The sequence below is a fragment of the Mycobacterium sp. NGS61 genome, assembly GCF_059812325.1.
In genome coordinates this window covers 364,833-381,906 of record NZ_JCALCL010000003.1, presented here as the reverse complement: position 1 = coordinate 381,906, position 17,074 = coordinate 364,833, and the positions used below count along the sequence as shown (strand labels likewise).

Annotated in this window: 16 protein-coding genes; 6 read left to right on the top strand and 10 right to left on the bottom strand. The window is 69.1% G+C overall.

Going from position 1 to position 17,074, the window contains the following annotated elements; all coding sequences use genetic code 11:
• Window positions 1–40: 40 nt before the first annotated feature.
• The 5 genes from AC5Y3Z_RS09360 to AC5Y3Z_RS09340 all read right to left on the bottom strand — a co-directional run bounded on the left by AC5Y3Z_RS09360 (window position 41) and on the right by AC5Y3Z_RS09340 (window position 5,580).
• On the bottom strand, window positions 41–2,029 hold the full coding sequence (locus tag AC5Y3Z_RS09360; protein WP_463824457.1) for a peptidoglycan D,D-transpeptidase FtsI family protein: 1,989 nt from the start codon (window positions 2,027–2,029) through the stop codon (window positions 41–43).
• On the bottom strand, window positions 2,026–3,150 hold the full coding sequence (gene ftsL, locus AC5Y3Z_RS09355) for a cell division protein FtsL (protein WP_463824458.1): 1,125 nt from the start codon (window positions 3,148–3,150) through the stop codon (window positions 2,026–2,028). Before ftsL ends, AC5Y3Z_RS09360 begins: the two co-directional genes overlap by 4 nt.
• Window positions 3,147–4,319: a 16S rRNA (cytosine(1402)-N(4))-methyltransferase RsmH gene (gene rsmH / locus AC5Y3Z_RS09350; protein WP_463824459.1), complete on the bottom strand. Its 1,173-nt coding sequence runs from the start codon at window positions 4,317–4,319 to the stop codon at window positions 3,147–3,149. The genes ftsL and rsmH overlap by 4 nt, the downstream gene beginning before the upstream one ends.
• 1 nt (window position 4,320) lies before the next feature.
• The gene (mraZ, locus tag AC5Y3Z_RS09345) at window positions 4,321–4,752 is read right to left on the bottom strand and encodes a division/cell wall cluster transcriptional repressor MraZ (protein WP_463824460.1); all 432 of its coding nucleotides are present in this window, start codon (window positions 4,750–4,752) and stop codon (window positions 4,321–4,323) included.
• Between the two features lie 423 nt (window positions 4,753–5,175).
• A complete protein-coding gene (locus AC5Y3Z_RS09340; RefSeq protein WP_463824461.1) occupies window positions 5,176–5,580 on the bottom strand; it encodes an SCO2097 family morphological protein in 405 nt (134 codons plus the stop codon).
• Window positions 5,581–5,864: 284 nt separating this feature from the next.
• On the opposite strand from AC5Y3Z_RS09340, the gene AC5Y3Z_RS09335 reads away from it, so the two are divergent.
• Both AC5Y3Z_RS09335 and lppM read left to right on the top strand, forming a co-directional pair.
• Window positions 5,865–6,470, top strand: a complete 606-nt coding sequence (locus AC5Y3Z_RS09335; RefSeq protein WP_463824462.1) for a GNAT family N-acetyltransferase — start codon at window positions 5,865–5,867, stop codon at window positions 6,468–6,470.
• Window positions 6,471–6,586: 116 nt separating this feature from the next.
• Entirely contained in the window at window positions 6,587–7,234 is a 648-nt protein-coding gene (gene lppM, locus AC5Y3Z_RS09330; protein ID WP_463824914.1) for a lipoprotein LppM, read from the top strand.
• 4 nt (window positions 7,235–7,238) lie between these two features.
• On the opposite strand, the gene AC5Y3Z_RS09325 is transcribed toward lppM, so the two are convergent.
• Window positions 7,239–8,144, bottom strand: coding sequence for a mycobacterial-type methylenetetrahydrofolate reductase (locus AC5Y3Z_RS09325; protein WP_463824463.1), 906 nt, complete (start codon window positions 8,142–8,144; stop codon window positions 7,239–7,241).
• A gap of 234 nt (window positions 8,145–8,378) precedes the next feature.
• On the opposite strand from AC5Y3Z_RS09325, the gene AC5Y3Z_RS09320 reads away from it, so the two are divergent.
• Window positions 8,379–9,440, top strand: a complete 1,062-nt coding sequence (locus tag AC5Y3Z_RS09320; protein WP_463824464.1) for a polyprenyl synthetase family protein — start codon at window positions 8,379–8,381, stop codon at window positions 9,438–9,440.
• Window positions 9,441–9,444: 4 nt separating this feature from the next.
• On the top strand, window positions 9,445–10,992 hold the full coding sequence (locus tag AC5Y3Z_RS09315; RefSeq protein WP_463824465.1) for an alpha-(1->6)-mannopyranosyltransferase A: 1,548 nt from the start codon (window positions 9,445–9,447) through the stop codon (window positions 10,990–10,992).
• Here AC5Y3Z_RS09315 and AC5Y3Z_RS09310 read toward each other — a convergent pair.
• Window positions 10,979–11,383, bottom strand: a complete 405-nt coding sequence (locus AC5Y3Z_RS09310; protein ID WP_463824466.1) for an Rv2175c family DNA-binding protein — start codon at window positions 11,381–11,383, stop codon at window positions 10,979–10,981. The two genes, AC5Y3Z_RS09315 and AC5Y3Z_RS09310, sit on opposite strands and share 14 nt — an antisense overlap.
• Window positions 11,384–11,480: 97 nt before the next feature.
• Here AC5Y3Z_RS09310 and AC5Y3Z_RS09305 point away from each other — a divergent pair, with 97 nt between their 5' ends.
• Window positions 11,481–12,752 carry a protein kinase domain-containing protein gene (locus AC5Y3Z_RS09305; protein ID WP_463824467.1) on the top strand — a complete coding sequence of 424 codons (1,272 nt, stop codon included), beginning with the start codon at window positions 11,481–11,483 and terminating at the stop codon, window positions 12,750–12,752.
• A gap of 10 nt (window positions 12,753–12,762) precedes the next feature.
• Here the strand turns inward: AC5Y3Z_RS09305 and AC5Y3Z_RS09300 are convergent, their stop codons facing one another.
• From AC5Y3Z_RS09300 to AC5Y3Z_RS09290, 3 genes are all read right to left on the bottom strand, one after another.
• Complete coding sequence (locus AC5Y3Z_RS09300) at window positions 12,763–14,151, bottom strand: class II 3-deoxy-7-phosphoheptulonate synthase (protein WP_463824468.1); 1,389 nt, start codon at window positions 14,149–14,151, stop codon at window positions 12,763–12,765.
• A 36-nt stretch (window positions 14,152–14,187) separates the two neighbouring features.
• Window positions 14,188–14,679, bottom strand: a complete 492-nt coding sequence (locus AC5Y3Z_RS09295; RefSeq protein WP_463824469.1) for a polyadenylate-specific 3'-exoribonuclease AS — start codon at window positions 14,677–14,679, stop codon at window positions 14,188–14,190.
• 137 nt (window positions 14,680–14,816) lie between these two features.
• Window positions 14,817–15,710, bottom strand: coding sequence for a hypothetical protein (locus tag AC5Y3Z_RS09290; protein WP_463824470.1), 894 nt, complete (start codon window positions 15,708–15,710; stop codon window positions 14,817–14,819).
• Window positions 15,711–15,776: 66 nt separating this feature from the next.
• Between AC5Y3Z_RS09290 and AC5Y3Z_RS09285 the strand changes: the two genes are divergently transcribed.
• Entirely contained in the window at window positions 15,777–17,054 is a 1,278-nt protein-coding gene (locus AC5Y3Z_RS09285) for a glycosyltransferase 87 family protein (RefSeq protein WP_463824471.1), read from the top strand.
• Window positions 17,055–17,074 lie beyond the last annotated feature (20 nt).

Sequence of the window (17,074 nt, the reverse complement as noted above, 5' to 3'; positions counted from 1 at the left end):
CTACCTAGCCACACCCCTCGGGTGTGGGTGCGGAAGTCGGCTACATCGCCTGCAAGGTGAGCGGTGGGCCCGGATCCGGTGACAGCGGCACGTTCTCGCGTTGCATCAGCCAGCCGGCGATGTTGTGGAACAGCGGCGCGGCGGAGTGCCCCGGGGTGCCGTCGGCGTTGCGCTGCGGGTTGTCCATCATGATGCCGATGACGTAGCGCGGGTTGTCGACGGTGGCCATGCCCGCAAAGGTGATCCAGTAGACGTCGTCGAAATAGCACCCGCAACTCGGGTTGATCTGCTGCGCGGTGCCGGTCTTGCCGGCCATCTGGTAGCCGGGCACCGACGCTGCGGGTCCGGTGCCCTGCTGGTAACCCATCGGGTCCTGCTGCACCACCGCGCGCAACATGTTGCGCACCGTCTGCGCGGTCTGCGCCGACACCACCCGGATGCCGTCCGGGCGGGGTTCCTCGGTTCGCGTGCCGTCCGGTGCGACGGTGGCCTTCAGGATGCGCGGCGGGATGCGCACCCCGTCGTTGGCGATGGCCTGGTACATGCCGGCCATCTGCAGCAGGGTCATCGAAACACCCTGTCCGATCGGGAGATTGGAGAAGGTGCTGCCCGACCACTGGTCGATCGGGGGCACCAGGCCCGCGCTCTCGCCGGGCAACCCGACGCCGGTGCGTTGACCGAGGCCGAACTTGCGCACCATGTCGTAGAAGCGCTCCGGACCGACCCGCTGCGCCAGCATCAACGTGCCGACGTTGGACGACTTCCCGAAGACGCCGGTCGTGGTGTAGGGCATCACGCCGTGTTCCCAGGCGTCGTGGATGGTGACCCCGCCCATCGAGATGGTGCCGGGCACCTGCAGCACCTCGTCGGGGTTGGACAGGCCGTACTCGATGACCGAGGACGCGGTGATGATCTTGTTCACCGAGCCCGGTTCGAATGGCGAGGACACCGGCAGGTTGCCCAGTTGCCGCTCCCCCTGCCGCCCGAGGTCCTGGGACGGGTCGAAGGTGTTGTCGTTGGCCATGGCCAGCACTTCGCCGGTCCTGGCGTCCAGCACGACCGCCGAGACGGTGTGGGCGCCGGACGCGTTCTTGGCCTGCTGCACCTGCTGCTGGACGTAGAACTGGATATCGTCGTCGAGGGTGAGCTGGATGGTCGAGCCGTGCACCGCCTTGTGCCGGTTGCGATAGCTGCCGGGGATCACGACGCCGTCGGACCCGCGGTCGTAGGTGACCGCACCGTCGGTGCCGGCCAGCATGGCGTCCAGCGCATCTTCCAGACCCAGCAGACCGTGGCCGTCCCAATCGATGCCGCCGACGATGTTGGCTGCCAGCGACCCGCCGGGGTACTGACGCAGGTCCTGGCGCTCGGAGCCGACCTCGGGGAACTTCGCCGAGATCGCGTGTGCGACAGCGGGATCCACTGCGCGGGCCAGGTAGACGAACGACTCGTTGCTCTGCAGCTTCTTCAGGATGGTCGCCGCGTCGGGCTTGTTGTTCAGTCGGCCGGCCACCTCTTTGGCGATGGCGGCGAGCCGCTCCTGGGGGTCCGGTGCGCGCGACGACTTCTTCTTGGCCTCTTCCAGCTGCTGGCGGACCCGGTTGGGCTGGAAGGTCAGCGCGCGGGCCTCGATGGTGAACGCGAGCCGGTCGTTGTGGCGGTCCACGATGGCGCCGCGGATCGCCCGTTCGACGTCGGTGACCTTGAGCTGGCCGGCGGCCTGGGCGTTGAGCTGCGAGGCGTTGGACACCTGCAGGTAGAACAGCTGAGCGATGGCGACCAGCATCAGTACGAAGATGATGCCGTTGCCCGCGCGATGCCGGAAGATGAACGAGGCGCCCCGGGTGGTGACTTCGGCCGCCTGGCGGGTGCGCCGAGCGCGCGCCGAGTGTCCTGCCGGCGCTGCCTCGGGCCGGGCAGTCGCCCGGGATCGCTTGGCGTCGGCGGCTTTCCGTGATCGCTTGGGTTGCCGCACCGCCTGGGCGTCGCGGGCTTTGCGGGGAGTGCGCCGCTCCTCGCCGCGGTTCATCGGGTGGCCCCGGGGGCCGCGGGCGCCGTCGGTATGACGGGCCCGAACTGTTCGGGGTTGGCCGGCAGCGGGGTGGTCACCAGGCCCGGTGGCTGCGGTGTGGGCATCAGCACCGGCGGCTGCGGTGTGGGTACCAGCACCGGCGGCTGCGCGGCGGGCGCCGGGAGCGCGAACCCGTTGGACGGCAGCAGGTCGGCGTGCACGGAGTTGGGCGCCGGGGTGGGCACTGCCGATCCCGGCACGGGTAGCGGACCACCCGGCACGGTCGTCGGAGCCCCCGGTGTCATACCTGGTAGGTGGGGGCCGTCCAGGGTGGTTGCGCCGTTCGGCCCGCGCTGCAAGACCTGCGGCGGCGTCGGGTCCCCGGTGCCCGGTGCGACCCGGACCGCAACCTCAGGCGGGCTCACCACCGGCGGTGGCGGGGGTGGCGGGGGCGCCGCGTCGGGCAGTTTGGCGTTCAACGGCGGCGGCGGCACGCCGTCGGCGGGCCGCGGTGTGCCCACCACCACCCAGGTGCCGTCCGGTGCCTGAACCAGGTGGGCGGTGTCCCTGGTGGGGATCATGCCCTGCTTGCGCGCCGCCTCGGCCAGCGCCGGCGCCGATTCCGCCTCCCGCACGTCGCGCTCCAGCGACTCCTTCTGCTGTTGCAGCATCCGGGTCCGCTCCCGGGCATCGCTGAGCTGATAGGAGCGCTCAGCCGCGTCGGTGGACAACCACAGCGTCAGTCCCAGCCCCACTCCGAGCGAGCCGATGACCAGCACCACGAACGGAATACGGCTGAGCAGCGTGTGTGGCCGCAGGTCGATCTCGGCCAGCCGGGCGGCCAGCCGTTCGGTGAGTTTGGGCCGTACCACCTTGGGCGCCTTGGCTTTCCGGGCCTTGGCCCGAGCCTTGGCCTGGCTGGTGTTCTTCGCCCGGCCCGGCCGTTCCGCGGGTCGGGTTATCGGGCTGGTCTGCGGCCCCGATCTGGGCACCCGGGCTTCGCGGTTGGCACCCGCCGGCGTGCGCGACGGGTTGCGGCGCTGCGACGCGTCAGCCGCGTTGCGGGCACTGGTCCGGGCCGCACGTCGACCGCGACGATCGGTGTCGCGACGTTTCGACGCCTCGCGCTGTGTGCTCATGCATAGCCCTTCCCGCTTGCCCGCTCTACTCGTTGCAGTGCCCGCAACCGCACCGGGGTGCTGCGGGGGTTGCGCTCCATCTCGGCCGCATCGGCGCGTTCGGCGCCGTGCGTCAGCGACCGGAATCGCGGCTCGTGGCCGGGAAGTTCGACCGGCAACCCCGGTGGTGTCCGGGAGGCCGTCGCGTCGGCGAACGCGCGTTTGACGATCCGGTCCTCCAGCGACTGGTAGGCCAGCACCACGATCCGGCCACCCACCGCGAGTGCGTCCAGTGCGGCGGGAATGGCGCTGCGCAACGACCCCAGTTCGTCGTTGACCGCGATGCGCAGCGCCTGGAAGGTCCGTTTGGCCGGGTGTCCGCCGGTCCGCCGGGCCGGCGCCGGAATCGCCTCGTAGAGCAGCGCGACCAGGTCGGCGGTGGAGGTGAACGGGGTGCGGGCGCGTCGCCGTACGATCTGGGCCGCGATGCGCCGGGCAAAGCGCTCCTCGCCGTAGCGGTGCAGAATGCCGGCCAGCTCCGCTTCGGGGTAGGTGTTCACCACGTCGGCTGCCGTCAGCGGCGACGACGGGTCCATCCGCATGTCCAGCGGTGCCTCTTTGGCGTAGGCGAAGCCTCGCTCGGCCCGATCGAGCTGCATCGAGGACACGCCCAGATCGAACAGCACTCCGTCGATGGAATCTGTTGCGCCACAACCGGTTTCATCGAGAGCGGCGTCGATGCCGTCGTAGCGGGTGTGGACCAGCGTGATCCGGTCGGCGAAGCGGGCCAGCCGGGCGCCGGCGATGTCGAGCGCGGTCGGGTCGCGGTCGAGCCCGATCAGTCGCAGCCCCGGCAGGGCGGTGAGGAACCGTTCGGCATGCCCACCGGCCCCGAGTGTCGCGTCGACCAGGACGGCACCGGAACCGTCGGAGTGGTGTCGGGTCAGCGCCGGGTCGAGCAATTCGATGCACCGCTGCGCCAGCACCGGCACATGACCGAAATCACCTGCGCTGCTTCCTGATTCGCCGGAATCCGGGTCAGGCACTTGGACACCTCCCCGGTTCGGGCCGCACCGACTTACCGGCCTGGTCGCCCGTGCACCGTGGTCTCTGACCGAAAGCACGCACCTGACGTTGGGGAAGTACGCCAGGGTCGGTTCGGGCAGAGACCACGGTGCACCGGCATGCACCTCAGAAGATGTCGCCGAGTGCTTCATCGCTGGCCGCGGAGAAGTTCTCTTCGTGGATTTGCTGATAGTTGTTCCAGGCCTGCGCATCCCAGATCTCGATGAAGTCGACCGCACCGATCACCACGCAGTCCTTGGACAGCCCGGCGTAACGACGGTGGTCGGCCGACAACGTGATGCGGCCCTGCGCGTCGGGGTGCTGCTCATCGGTGCCGGCGGCGAGATTACGCAGGAAGGCCCGTGCCTCGGGGTTGCTGCGGGGCGCCTTGCTGGCCCGTCGTGCCAGCTGCTCGAACTCCGAGCGCGGGTAGACGGCGAGGCTGTGGTCCTGGCTCTTGGTGACCATCAACCCCCCTGCCAACGCGTCGCGAAACTTGGCCGGCAGCGTGAGCCGCCACTTGTCGTCGAGCTTGGGCGTGTAGGTGCCGAGAAACACGGCGGCACCTCCAACTTGCTTCTCACCCAAACACTTCGGCCACCATACCCCACAATCCCCCACTTCTCCCCATAAACACCCCTTCCGCGAGTGTCGAAGCGGCGAATCACCGAACCGGGTCGCCATCGGGGTGCGCAAGACTGCCGCAGACAGGGTTCGAAGACCCAGAAAAGCGCATTTCAGAGCCTATTTGGCAGCGCCGAAACGGCGGTGGGGCGAGGTGGGGGGCACCGGACACAAGTTCGCTACGAGTTCGGCACGGAATGGCTTCGTACGCCGCGTTGTGGGTGTCCGGCGGTCCGGAATCTGCCACTGTGTCCGTCGACCCGGCGCGGGACGCTCCGGCACCGACCGGCACGATCGGGCCGGCGAACAGAAACGGGGCAGCCGCTCGGCTACCCCGTCATGTGTTGGCGCGCAGGACTACTCGTCGAAGCGACGCCGGAACCGGTCCTCCATGCGGCTGGTGAACGAACCACCGCCGCCCTTGGCGCGACGCGAGCGCGACGCACTCGGCGGCGACACCCCGTGATCCGCTTTGCCGGGCAACGGCCGACCGGTGACCGCGTACACCACACCGGCGAACATCACCACGAATCCCAGCACGCTCAACACCGGGAAGGTCCCGATCATCGTGGCTTTGAATGCCACCCCGGAGACCAGCATGGCCAGGCCGACCACGAACAACGCGGTGCCCTGCAGACGGCGCCGCGCGGTCGGGGCACGAAAGCCACCCCCGCGGACACTCGACGCGAACTTGGGATCCTCGGCGTAGAGGGCGCTCTCGATCTGATCGAGCATTCGCTGCTCATGATCGGAGAGTGGCATTCGTCCCTCCTTGCCGAAAGATTGTGACGTCATCACCGATAGCACACATATAGCCCGTTGCGGGGCAATTAACTCCGATGATACGAGGTCATTTAGTGCGGTACCACTGATTCGCCCGCGATTCTATCCCGGCGACGACCGCCGCCGCGATACGGCCCGCAACAGCACCGGGTGCCACGCCGCACATCCTGGCTCGGCAAGACTGCTTGTCGCGCAGCCGAGCCCGCGTCCGATACTGGACCCACCGATCCGACCCCGACCAACGCTGAGGAGGACACCGCGACGTGGCGATCTTCCTCGTCGACCTGCCGGCTGCCGAAATGGAGCGCCGCCTCACCGACGCGCTGCGGGTATATGTCGACGCGATGCGCTACCCGCGCGGCACCGAGAACCAGCGTGCCGCGATGTGGTTGGAACACACCCGCCGGCCCGGCTGGCAGGCGGTGGCCGCGGTCGAGGTGGGCAAGCGGGCCGCGGACGGCCCGCCACCCCCGGCGGCCGAACTCCGCAACGCACCGCTGGTGGGCATCGCCTACGGATACCCGGGCGCCCCTGGCCAGTGGTGGCAACAGCAGGTCATCCTGGGGTTGCAGCGCAGCGGTCTGGCGCCGGCGGCCATCGACCGGCTGATGACCAGTTACTTCGAACTGACCGAACTGCACATTCACCCCCGCGCCCAGGGCCGGGGACTCGGCGAGGCGCTGGCCCGCCGGCTGCTGGCGGGTCGCCACGAGGCGAACGTCCTGCTGTCCACGCCGGAGACCAACGGCGAGTCCAACCGGGCCTGGCGGCTGTATCGACGGCTGGGTTTCACCGACGTCATCCGCAGCTACTACTTCGCCGGTGATCCGCGCGCGTTCGCCATTCTCGGACGCGCCCTGCCGCTATGACCGGATGGCGCAGCTGTGCGGCACACCGGGTCTGGCACGATGACCTGGTGCGCGCCAGCTCTCCCCCACTTTCCCCGCTGCGCTCCCGCCGGAGCCGCAAGCTGCTGGCCATCGTCATGCTGCTGATGGTGGTGCCGCTGGCCACCGGATGCCTGCGGGTCCGGGCCTCGCTGACCGTCTCGCCCGACGACTTGGTGTCCGGCGAAATCATCGCGGCCGCCAAACCGAAGAACAACAAGGACACCGGGCCGCAACTGGACTCGAATCTGCCGTTCGGTCAGAAAGTCGCGATCTCGAACTACGACAGCGACGGCTACGTCGGCTCACAGGCGGTGTTCTCCGATCTGACCTTCGCCGAGTTGCCCCAGCTGGCCCACATGAACCCCGACGCCGCGGGGGTCAACCTGTCGATGCGCCGCAACGGCAACCTGGTGATCCTGGAGGGTCGCGCCGATCTGACCTCGGTGACCGACCCCGACGCCGAAGTCGGGTTGACCGTCGCCTTCCCGGGCACCGTCACCTCCACCAACGGTGACCGGATCGAGCCCGAAGTCGTGCAGTGGAAACTCAAACCGGGAGTGGTCAGCACCATGACCGCGACGGCCCGCTACACCGACCCCAACACCCGCTCGTTCACCGGGGCCGGCATCTGGCTGGGCATCGCATCATTCGCGGTCGCCGGGGTGGTGGCGATGCTGGCGTGGGTCAGCCGGGACCGCTCGCCGCGGTTCACCGCGCCCACCGACCAGTCGTCGTCGGCCTGAGTTACTACCCGCCCACTGTCTCCGGCGAGGGCGCCCAGTAGGCGAGCATCTCGGCGAAGGTGTCGAAAGCCGGCCCGGAAACCCCGTAGGTGGCCTCCAGGTGAATGCTCAGCGGAAAACCGAGGTCGGCGACCCCGTCGACCACCCGCTTGTACAGGTCGACGAGTTGAGCGCGTTTGTCCGCGGGCTCGCTGGCCGCCAGCTTCTTGACGAACTCCTGCTCCTCGGCCACCGCGGAGTTACCCGGATCCTGGATCAGCCAGTTGATCAGCCCGACCCGGCTCTCCACTTTGGGCACGAAGCCGAACGACAGCAGGATTTCCGGCCGGTGGTCGGTCTCCTTGGCGAAATCGGTCAGGAACCCGACGATGGCGTCGGAGTAGAGCAACTGGGTCATGCCGTAGGTCGCGCCCTGGTTGCATTTGAAGTTCAGCCGGCCGTGTTCGCCGTCCCGGGTCGGAATCACGATCACGCCGCGATTGGTCACCGCGTCGCGATAGATCGACAACGCGTCGGTGGGCGCCACGCCCGAGCCCTCGCCGTCGTTCATGGTGCGCGGCACCCCGACGAAAACCACCCCCTGCATGCCGGCCGCCGTCAGTGCAGCCAGGCGCTCGCCCAGGGTGTGCTGGTCCAGGAACGCGGTCACCTGGGTGCACAGGCCGTACAAGCCGGGCAGCTCCGGCTTGATGATCGACCAGAAGTCCAGCACGTCGAGCTTGGGCTTCATCGGCACCGGACGGTCGTCGTCCTCGGCGATCATGCCGGGGATCATCACGTGCCGCAGCCGCCCGTCCAGGCCCGACTCGGCGGCGTACCGCACCACCTTGTGCGCGTCCTCCAAAGCCCGCTCGCGGCCGTCGTCCACATTCGGTGGCACCAATTCCAGCGCGATGGTGTTGAGCGTCACGCGGCCCCTCATTCTGCAGACAAGTTGTTCTCGCGCTCCGTCGCGCAAAGCTTGGACAGACCCCACGACAGCATAGGGGCGCGGTAGTCAGCGGCTCCGAGCCGCCGGTGGCTGCGGCTCCGCGTACTCCGGCAAACACCGCGGCGGCATACACTGTCGGGCCAGAGGCACACCGAATCGGAAAGGGGCGCCGCGCTGAGTCTGGAAGCATCGGCAACGTCGGCGACCGTCGAGGTGGCCGGCGCTGTCACCGAACAACTGCGGCGGTACCTGGACGACCGGCGCGGTGAATCCGGTTACCTCGGAGCCGAGTTCGACTCCCTGACCGATTGGCTGGCGGATTTCGTCCTCACCGGCGGCAAGCGCCTGCGGCCGGTGTTCGCTTACTGGGGGTGGGACGCGGTCGCCGGCCGGGCGCCCGATCCCGATGCGCTGCTGCTGTTCTCCGCGCTGGAACTGCTGCACGCCTTCGCCCTGATCCACGACGACGTGATCGACGCATCGGCCACCCGCCGCGGCAAGCCGACCGCCCACATGCACTTCGCAGCGCTGCATCGCGCTCGCCGGTGGCGCGGGTCCGCCGACCAGTTCGGCATCTCGGCGGCGATCCTGCTCGGCGACATCACCCACACGTGGGCAAACGATGTGGTGTCCCGTGCGCCGCTGACCGCCGAGGCCCGGGACCGGGTCGAGCGGGTCTGGACGGCGATCCGCACCGAGGTGCTCGGCGGCCAGTACCTCGACGTGGTCGCCGAAGCCTCGGTATCAGCTTCGGCTGACGAATCGCTGGCCGCCGCGATGACCGTCGCCACCTTCAAGACCGCCTGCTACACGGTGACCCGTCCACTGCAGCTCGGGGCGGCCGCCGCCGCCGACCGTCCGGAGGTGGCCGCCGTCTTCGAGGCGTTCGGCACCGATCTGGGGGTGGCGTTCCAGCTGCGTGACGACGTGCTCGGGGTGTTCGGTGACCCCGAGGTCACGGGCAAGCCGTCCGGGGACGATCTGCGGTCGGGTAAGCGCACCGTGCTGCTGGCCGAGACCACCCGCCTGGCCGAGACGTCCGATCCGGCGGCGGCCCGGCTGTTGCGCGAATCGATCGGCACCGACCTGACCGACGCCCAGGTGCGCGAACTACGGCAATTGATCGAGGGGGTGGGTGCGCTGGCCGCCGCGGAGAACCGGATCACCGAACTCACCGAACGTGCGCTGACCACGCTGGCCTCGGCGCCGATCAGCGCGAGCGCCAAAGCAGGGTTGACCGACCTGGCCCGAGTGGCCACCGACCGGTCCGCCTGAATCGATGAGCGCTCCGACGCCGACCCCGGCCGCCGACACCACGGCTCCGAAAGTAACCGTGGGCCAACGCTTTTCCCGCTTCCGCACGGTCGCTACCGGCTCCGAGGGCGGGCCGGCGCGACTGGGGTTCGTGGGGTCCGTGCTGATCACCCTGGGCGGTCTGGGTGCGGGCAGCACCCGCCAGCACGACCCGCTGCTGGAGGCGATCCACATGTCCTGGCTGCGGTTCGGCCACGGGCTGGTGCTCTCGTCGATCGTGCTGTGGGTCGGCGTGGGTCTGATGCTGATCGCCTGGGTGCGGCTGGGTCGACGGGTACTCGCCGGCGCAGCCGACGAGTTCACCATGCGGGTGACCACCGCCTGCTGGCTGGCCCCGCTGTTGCTCTCGGCACCGGTGTTCAGTCGCGACACGTACTCCTACCTGGCTCAGGGGGCGTTGTTGCGCGACGGCTTCGACCCGTACGCGGTGGGCCCGGTCGGCAATCCGAACTCGCTGCTGGACGACGTGAGCCCGATCTGGACGATCACCACCGCCCCGTATGGTCCGGCATTCATTTTGGTGGCCAAGTTGGTGACGATGCTCGTCGGCAACAACGTGGTGGCCGGAACCATGCTGCTGCGGCTGTGCATGTTGCCCGGGCTGGCGTTGCTGATCTGGGCGGCGCCGCGGCTGGCACGCCACGTCGGCGCCGACGGCGCCAGGGCGCTGTGGATCTGCGTGCTGAACCCGCTGGTGCTGATCCATCTGATGGGCGGGGTGCACAACGAGATGCTGATGGTGGGCCTGATGGCGGCCGGCATCGCGTTGACGCTGCGACGCCGGCAGGTAGCCGGGATCGTGTTGCTCACTTTCGCAATCGCCGTCAAGGCCACCGCGGGGCTGGCGTTGCCGTTCCTGGGGTGGGTGTGGATGCGGCATCTGCGCGACGACCGGGGCTGGCGGCCGGTGCCGGCGTTCCTGGTCGCCGCGCTGTCCACGGTGGCGATTTTCGTGGCGGTGTTCGGGGTGATTTCGGTCGCGGCCGGGGTCGGCCTGGGCTGGCTGACCGCGCTGGCCGGGTCGGTGAAGATCATCAACTGGCTCACGGTGCCAACCGCCGCCGCGAACCTGATTCACGCTTTCACCAGCGGGTTTCTGCCGGTGCAGTTCTACGCCGTGCTGCGGATCGCCCGGCTGGTGGGCATCGGCGTGATCGCGGTGTCACTCCCGGTGCTGTGGTGGCGGTACCGCCGCGACGACCGTGCCGCGCTGACCGGCATCGCCGCGGTGATGCTGGTGGTGGTGTTGTTCGTGCCCGCCGCACTGCCCTGGTACTACTCGTGGCCGCTGGCGGTGCTGGCCCCGCTGGCCCAGTCGCGACGCGCGATGGCCGTGATCGCCGGATTCTCGACGTGGATCATGGTGATCTTCAAACCCGACGGCTCGCACGGCATGTACTCCTGGCTGCACGTCGGGCTGGCGACCGCGGCCGCGCTGTGGGCCTGGCATTCGCTGAACCGCGCCCCGGAAGTCGAGGACGCGCCGGACGACGCTGCCCTCAGTACGCCATAGCCTGGGCGCGCCGCACCACTTCGCGGGCCTGGTGCGCATGCAACGCATCGACCGGGCGCGCGTTGTTCAGGGCGTCCCGGGAGCCGTCGCGGGTGACGGTCAATGAGGGGTCCGGGGTGAAGAGCCAGCGCACGATCTCGGTGTCGTGGTAGCCGCCGTCGTGCAGGATCGTCAACAACCCGGGCAGGCTCTTGACGACCTGGCCGGACGTGGTGAAGAAGACCTGCGGCACCACGAGGCCTCCGGCGCGGCGCACCGCGACCAGGTGTCCCTCCCGCAGCTGTTGCTGCACTTTGCTCACCGGTATGCCGAGCAGTTCGGCGACCCGGGACAGGTCGTAGGTCGGTTCTTCAGGATCGAGTACGTCGTCGCCGGCCGGGATGCTGCCCACCAGGTCAGTCTAGAACCGCAGGACGGCCGCGTCTGCGCCTTCGGTGCGGAATCTGCGCCTACCGCGGGTCAGTCGCGTCGACCCCTACGATGACTGCGTGGCCGAACCTGGATCGCCCGGCATCCCGCCGGGACGCACCGGCCCGTACCGTCGCCCGGCCGGGGACCCGCTGCACGACGCGCTGCTCGACGGCCGCTACCTCATTCAGGAAAAGATCGCCAGCGGCGGCACCTCGACGGTGTATCGCGGCCTGGACACCCGCCTGGACCGGCCCGTCGCGGTGAAGGTGATGGACCCGCGTTACTCCGGTGACCAGCAGTTCCTGACCCGGTTCCAGCTCGAGGCGCGCACCGTGGCCCGGCTGAAGAACCCGAACCTGGTCGCGGTCTACGACCAGGGCCAAGACGGGAGGTACCCGTTTCTGGTGATGGAGTTGATCGACGGCGGCACGCTGCGTGAGCTGCTGATCGAGCGCGGACCGATGCCCCCGCACGCGGTGATAGCGGTACTGCGCCCGGTGTTGAACGGGCTGGCCGCCGCGCACCGGGCCGGTCTGGTGCACCGCGACGTCAAACCGGAGAACGTGCTGATCTCCGACGACGGCGAGGTCAAGATCGCCGATTTCGGTCTGGTCCGCGCCGTGGCGGCAGCGGGAATCACCTCGGCCAGCGTGATCTTGGGCACCGCCGCCTACCTGTCACCCGAGCAGGTGCGCGACGGCACCGCCGGACCCCGCAGCGACGTCTACTCGGTGGGGATTCTGACCTACGAACTGCTGACCGGGCGAACCCCGTTCACTGGCGACACCGCGCTGTCCATCGCGTATCAGCGGCTGGACACCGAGGTCCCGCCGCCGGGCGCCGCGATCGAGGGCGTGCCCACGCAGCTCGACGACTTCGTCGCCTGCGCCACCGCGCTCGACCCCGCGCAGCGCTACGCCGACGCCATCGAGATGGCCGCCGACGTGGAATCGATCGCCGAAGAGCTGAATCTGCCGGACTTCCGGGTGCCGACGCCGCGCAACTCCGCCCAGCACCGCTCTGCGGCGCTGCACCACGATCGGATGGCCGGGCGCCCGGCCGGCGCGCCGGTGCCCCACCCCACCCGTCAGTTCACCCGGGAACCCGGGGACTGGCCCGAACCCGACGATCCGGATGTGCCGGCCGACTTCGATCAGGACGTCGACTTCGACGCCGACGATTCCGGGCACTTCGCCGGCATCCCGCTCGACGAGTTCAGGTGGGAGCGCCAGCACGGCCGGCGCATGATCCTGATCTGGGCGGCGGTGGTGCTGACCCTGACCGGGCTGGTTGCGACCGCGGGCTGGAACATCGGGGTGCACCTGAGCAGCCTGCTGCACGCCGGCTGATCGGCCGGGGTCAGTCGCGCAGCATCTCCGCGACCAGGAACGCCAGCTCCAGCGACTGCTGGGTGTTCAGCCGCGGGTCGCACGCCGTCTCGTAGCGGCCGGACAGGTCGCTGTCGGAGATGTCCTGCGCGCCGCCGAGGCACTCGGTGACGTTCTCGCCGGTGATCTCGACGTGGATGCCACCCGGATGCGTACCCAGCGCGCGATGCACCTCGAAGAAGCCCTGCACCTCGTCGACGATGCGATCGAAGTGCCGCGTCTTGTACCCCGTCGAGGACTCGTGGGTGTTGCCGTGCATCGGGTCGCACTGCCAGATGACCTGGTGGCCCGCGGCCTGGACTTTCTCGATGATCGGCGGCAGCACGTCGCGCACCTTGTTGTTGCCCAGCCGGCTCACCAGCGTCAACCGGCCCGGCCTGTTGTGCGGGTCGAGCCGTTCGACGTACTCCACGGCCAACTCGGGGGTCATGGTGGGCCCGATCTTGACGCCGATCGGGTTGGCGATCACCTCAGCGAAAGCGACGTGCGCACCGTCGAGTTGGCGGGTCCGTTCGCCGATCCACACCGTGTGCGCCGACAGGTCGTAAAGCTGCGGTTCGCCGTTCTCGTCCTCGGACAGGCGCAACATGGACCGCTCGTAGTCGAGCACCAGCGCCTCGTGGCTGGCGTAGATCTCGGCGGTCTGCAGGTTGCGGTCGGCCACCCCGCAGGCGCTCATGAACCGCAGCGCGCGGTCTATCTCGCTGGCCAGCGCCTCGTAGCGGGCGCCGGCCGGCGAGGTGCGCACGAATTCACGGTTCCAGTCGTGGGCCAGGTGCAGCGAGGAGAAGCCTGACGACGTCAGCGCGCGCACCAGGTTCATCGCGGCGCTGGCGTTGGCGTAGGCGCGCACGAGGCGGGACGGGTCGTGGTCGCGGACCGCGGCGTCGGGCGCGAAGCCGTTGATCATGTCACCGCGGTAGGACTTCAGGCCCAGCGCGTCGATGTCGGCCGACCGGGGTTTGGCGTACTGGCCGGCGATGCGCGCCACCTTGACCACCGGCATGCTGGCGCCGTAGGTCAGCACCACGGCCATCTGCAGCAGGGTGCGGATGTTGCCACGGATGTGCGGCTCGGTGTTGTCGGTGAAGGTTTCCGCACAGTCGCCGCCCTGCAGCAGGAATGCCTCGCCGCGAGCGACCTGGGCGAGGTGTTCCTGCAGGCGGACGATCTCCGACGACACCGTCACCGGCGGCACGCTCTCGAGCACCGTGCGCATCGCCGCGGCCTGCTCGGTGTCCCAGCTGGGCTGCTGAGCGGCCGGTTTGGCCAGCGCTGCGTCCAGTTGCGCACGCAAATCGGCGGGCAGCGGCGGCAGCGGCGGCAGCTGGTCGATAGGGATATCGACGGTCCAGTTCATCGGTCCATCGTAACTGTGGCCGTGCGCACCGGCTGATCAGGGCGAACGCTGCTCCGCGGTGATTATCCGGTAGCGGTGCAACTGATCCCGCGCGTCGACCAGGGCGTCGTGCACGTCAGCCGATCGTGGCGGCAGCCGCGGGCAGCCCCGGTCTTCCCACAACTGGCGCAGCTCGCGGGTGAACCGGGGTATCGCTTTGGGCAGAGCGGGCATCGGGCCCCACAGCTGGCACAGCGCCACATGGTCGTAGGCGCCCACCCACGCCCACAGTTCGATCGGGTCGGGGCCGTCCACCCGCAGGAACTCGGTCAGGTCGGCGCGGATCCGGCTGCGCGAGCGCCACAGCTGGGAGGCCGGCGAGGGCAGCTTGGGCAGCACGTGGGTCCGCACCCAGGGCCCGGCACGCTGCGGGTCGAATTCGGTGGATACCGCGTAATACTCGCGGCCGTCCTCGGCGACCACCCCGATCGAGATCAGCTCGATGGTGCGGCCGTCCTCGATGAACTCGGTGTCGTAGAAATACCGCACCGCCGCAGCTTAGTGCGACTCAGCTCGGGCTAGCCCGGCTCCGCTCGGCTCCGCCCGGCTCCGCCCGGCGAGCAGACGCAGAATCGCACGATCCGGCCCGCCGGAGTGCGATTCTGCGTCTGCTCGCGCAGGGGGGGTCAGCTGCTGATAGGGATGGGCTCGGTGCCGTCGGGCGGCGGGGCGGGGTGCACATCCAGGTCCAGTTGGGCGTCGACGGTGCGGTCGTCGGGCAGCTGCGGCGTTCCCGCGATCGCGCCTTGCAGCCACAGCTTGGCCCGCACCACCGGACGCCGCCATCGGCGCTCGCGGGCCAGCGCGCGCCGCATCTTGCCCGGCCGGGTGGTGTAGCGCCAGCGCGCCCACGGTGCATGCGGCCGCGACAACCGAACCGCGCCGATCACCAGCAGCACCACCAGGAACATGCCCAGCAGACCGGTCCACACCTTGCCCTTGAGCAGCACGACCACCGCCAGCGGCAACGTCACCACCACCGCGCCGACCAGGGTGCTCTGCAGCACCACCCAGTCGCCGTCGTAGCGGATCGGCAACAGGAACATCAGCGGGTGCAGGCCCAGGATCAGCAGACCGGCGACGGCCACCGCGGCGAACACCGCGTCCACCGAGGTGCGCCCGTCCTGCTCCCAGTACACGTCGGACAGGTGCAGGATCAGCGCGTATTCGTCGAGCACCAGCGCCGCGCCGATGCCGAAGAAGGTCGCGGCCACCGACAGTTGGGGTACCTGACCGTCGACCGACAACGTCACCAACGTCAGTCCGGCGACCATCACCAGCACCACCCCGAACGTGACGTGGTGGATGTGCAGCGACCCGACGTGGATGTTGCGCGGCTGCCACCATTTGGCCGGGGCACCGCCGCGGACGTCCCGGTGGCGGATGATGCGGACAAAGGTGCGGGTGACGAAAAACGTCAGGATGAAGGCCACCAGGCAGCACAGCAGCGGCAGATGGCCGCGATCGATGATGTCGTGCTGCAGCCAGTGGTGCACTCCCCACAAGCTACGCCAGCGCATCCGCACAACCCGGAAGCCGCGCTGTGCGAACAACACCCGGCGCCGCAACGATAGGCTGTCCTCGACATGAGTAAATGGCGGTCGCCCGACGTGGGCAGTCGACTCGGGCGGGTTTCGCTGTGGTGCCTGCTCTGGCTCCTCGCCGCGCTGGCACTGGGCTACGCGTGCTGGGACCTGTTCGTCGACATCCCTTATCGCATCGATATCGACATCTACCAGATGGGCGCCCAGGCCTGGTTGGACGGCCGTCCGCTCTACAGCGGCAACGTGTTGTTCCACACACCGATCGTCGATCTGCCCTTCACTTATCCCCCGTTGTCCGCGATCGTGTTCAGCCCGTTCGCCTGGATGGGCATGGCGGCCGCCACGCACGTGATCACCGTCTTGACCCTGCTGGTGTTGTTGGTGTCGACGACCATCGTGCTGAGCAGCCTGAACGTCTGGGACGACTCCCGGCTGCTGCCCGGCCCGGCTTTGTTGCGCCGGTCCTGGCTGGCGGTGCTGATCGTCGCGGCGGCCACCGTCTGGCTGGAACCGATCAACTCGAACTTCGCCTATGGTCAGATCAATGCGGTGCTGATGACCCTGGTGATCGCCGACTGCTTCCCGCGTCGCACTCCCTGGCCGCGCGGAGTGCTGCTGGGGGTGGGCATCGCGCTCAAACTGACCCCGGCGGTGTTCCTGCTGTATTTTCTGCTGCGCCGCGACACCCGGGCCGCGCTCACTGCGCTGGGCACCTTCACGGTCGCGACGCTGGTCGGCTTCGTGCTTGCCTGGGGCGACTCCTGGGAGTACTGGACGCACACGCTGCGGCACACCGATCGCATCGGGGACTCCGCGCTGAACACTGACCAGAACATCGCCGGGTCGCTGGCCCGGCTGGGGCTCGGCGAACACGCGCGGCTGCCGTGGTGGGTGCTGGCGTGCCTGGTGGTGCTGGCGCTGACCGTGTGGGCCATGCGTAGGGTGCTGCGGGCCGACGAGCCGTCGCTGGCCGTTATCTGCGTGGCCCTGTTCGGGCTGGTGGTGTCCCCGGTGTCGTGGTCGCACCACTGGGTCTGGATGCTGCCCGCGGTCATGGTGCTGTCGGTGCTGGCCTGGCGGCGGCGCAACGTCGCGCTGGCCGTGGTCGCCGCCGCTGGCGTGGCGCTGATGCGGTGGACGCCGATCGACCTGCTGCCCAAGCATCACGAGTTGACCGCGGCCTGGTGGCGGCAGCTGTTGGGGATGTCCTACGTGTGGTGGGCACTGGCGGTGATCCTCGTCGCGGGCCTCACGGTCACCGCGAAGCTGACATCACCACGCGCTACCGCCCCCGAACGCACGCCGGTAGCGGCCGCCTAGCTATTCCGGGTCACTCGGGG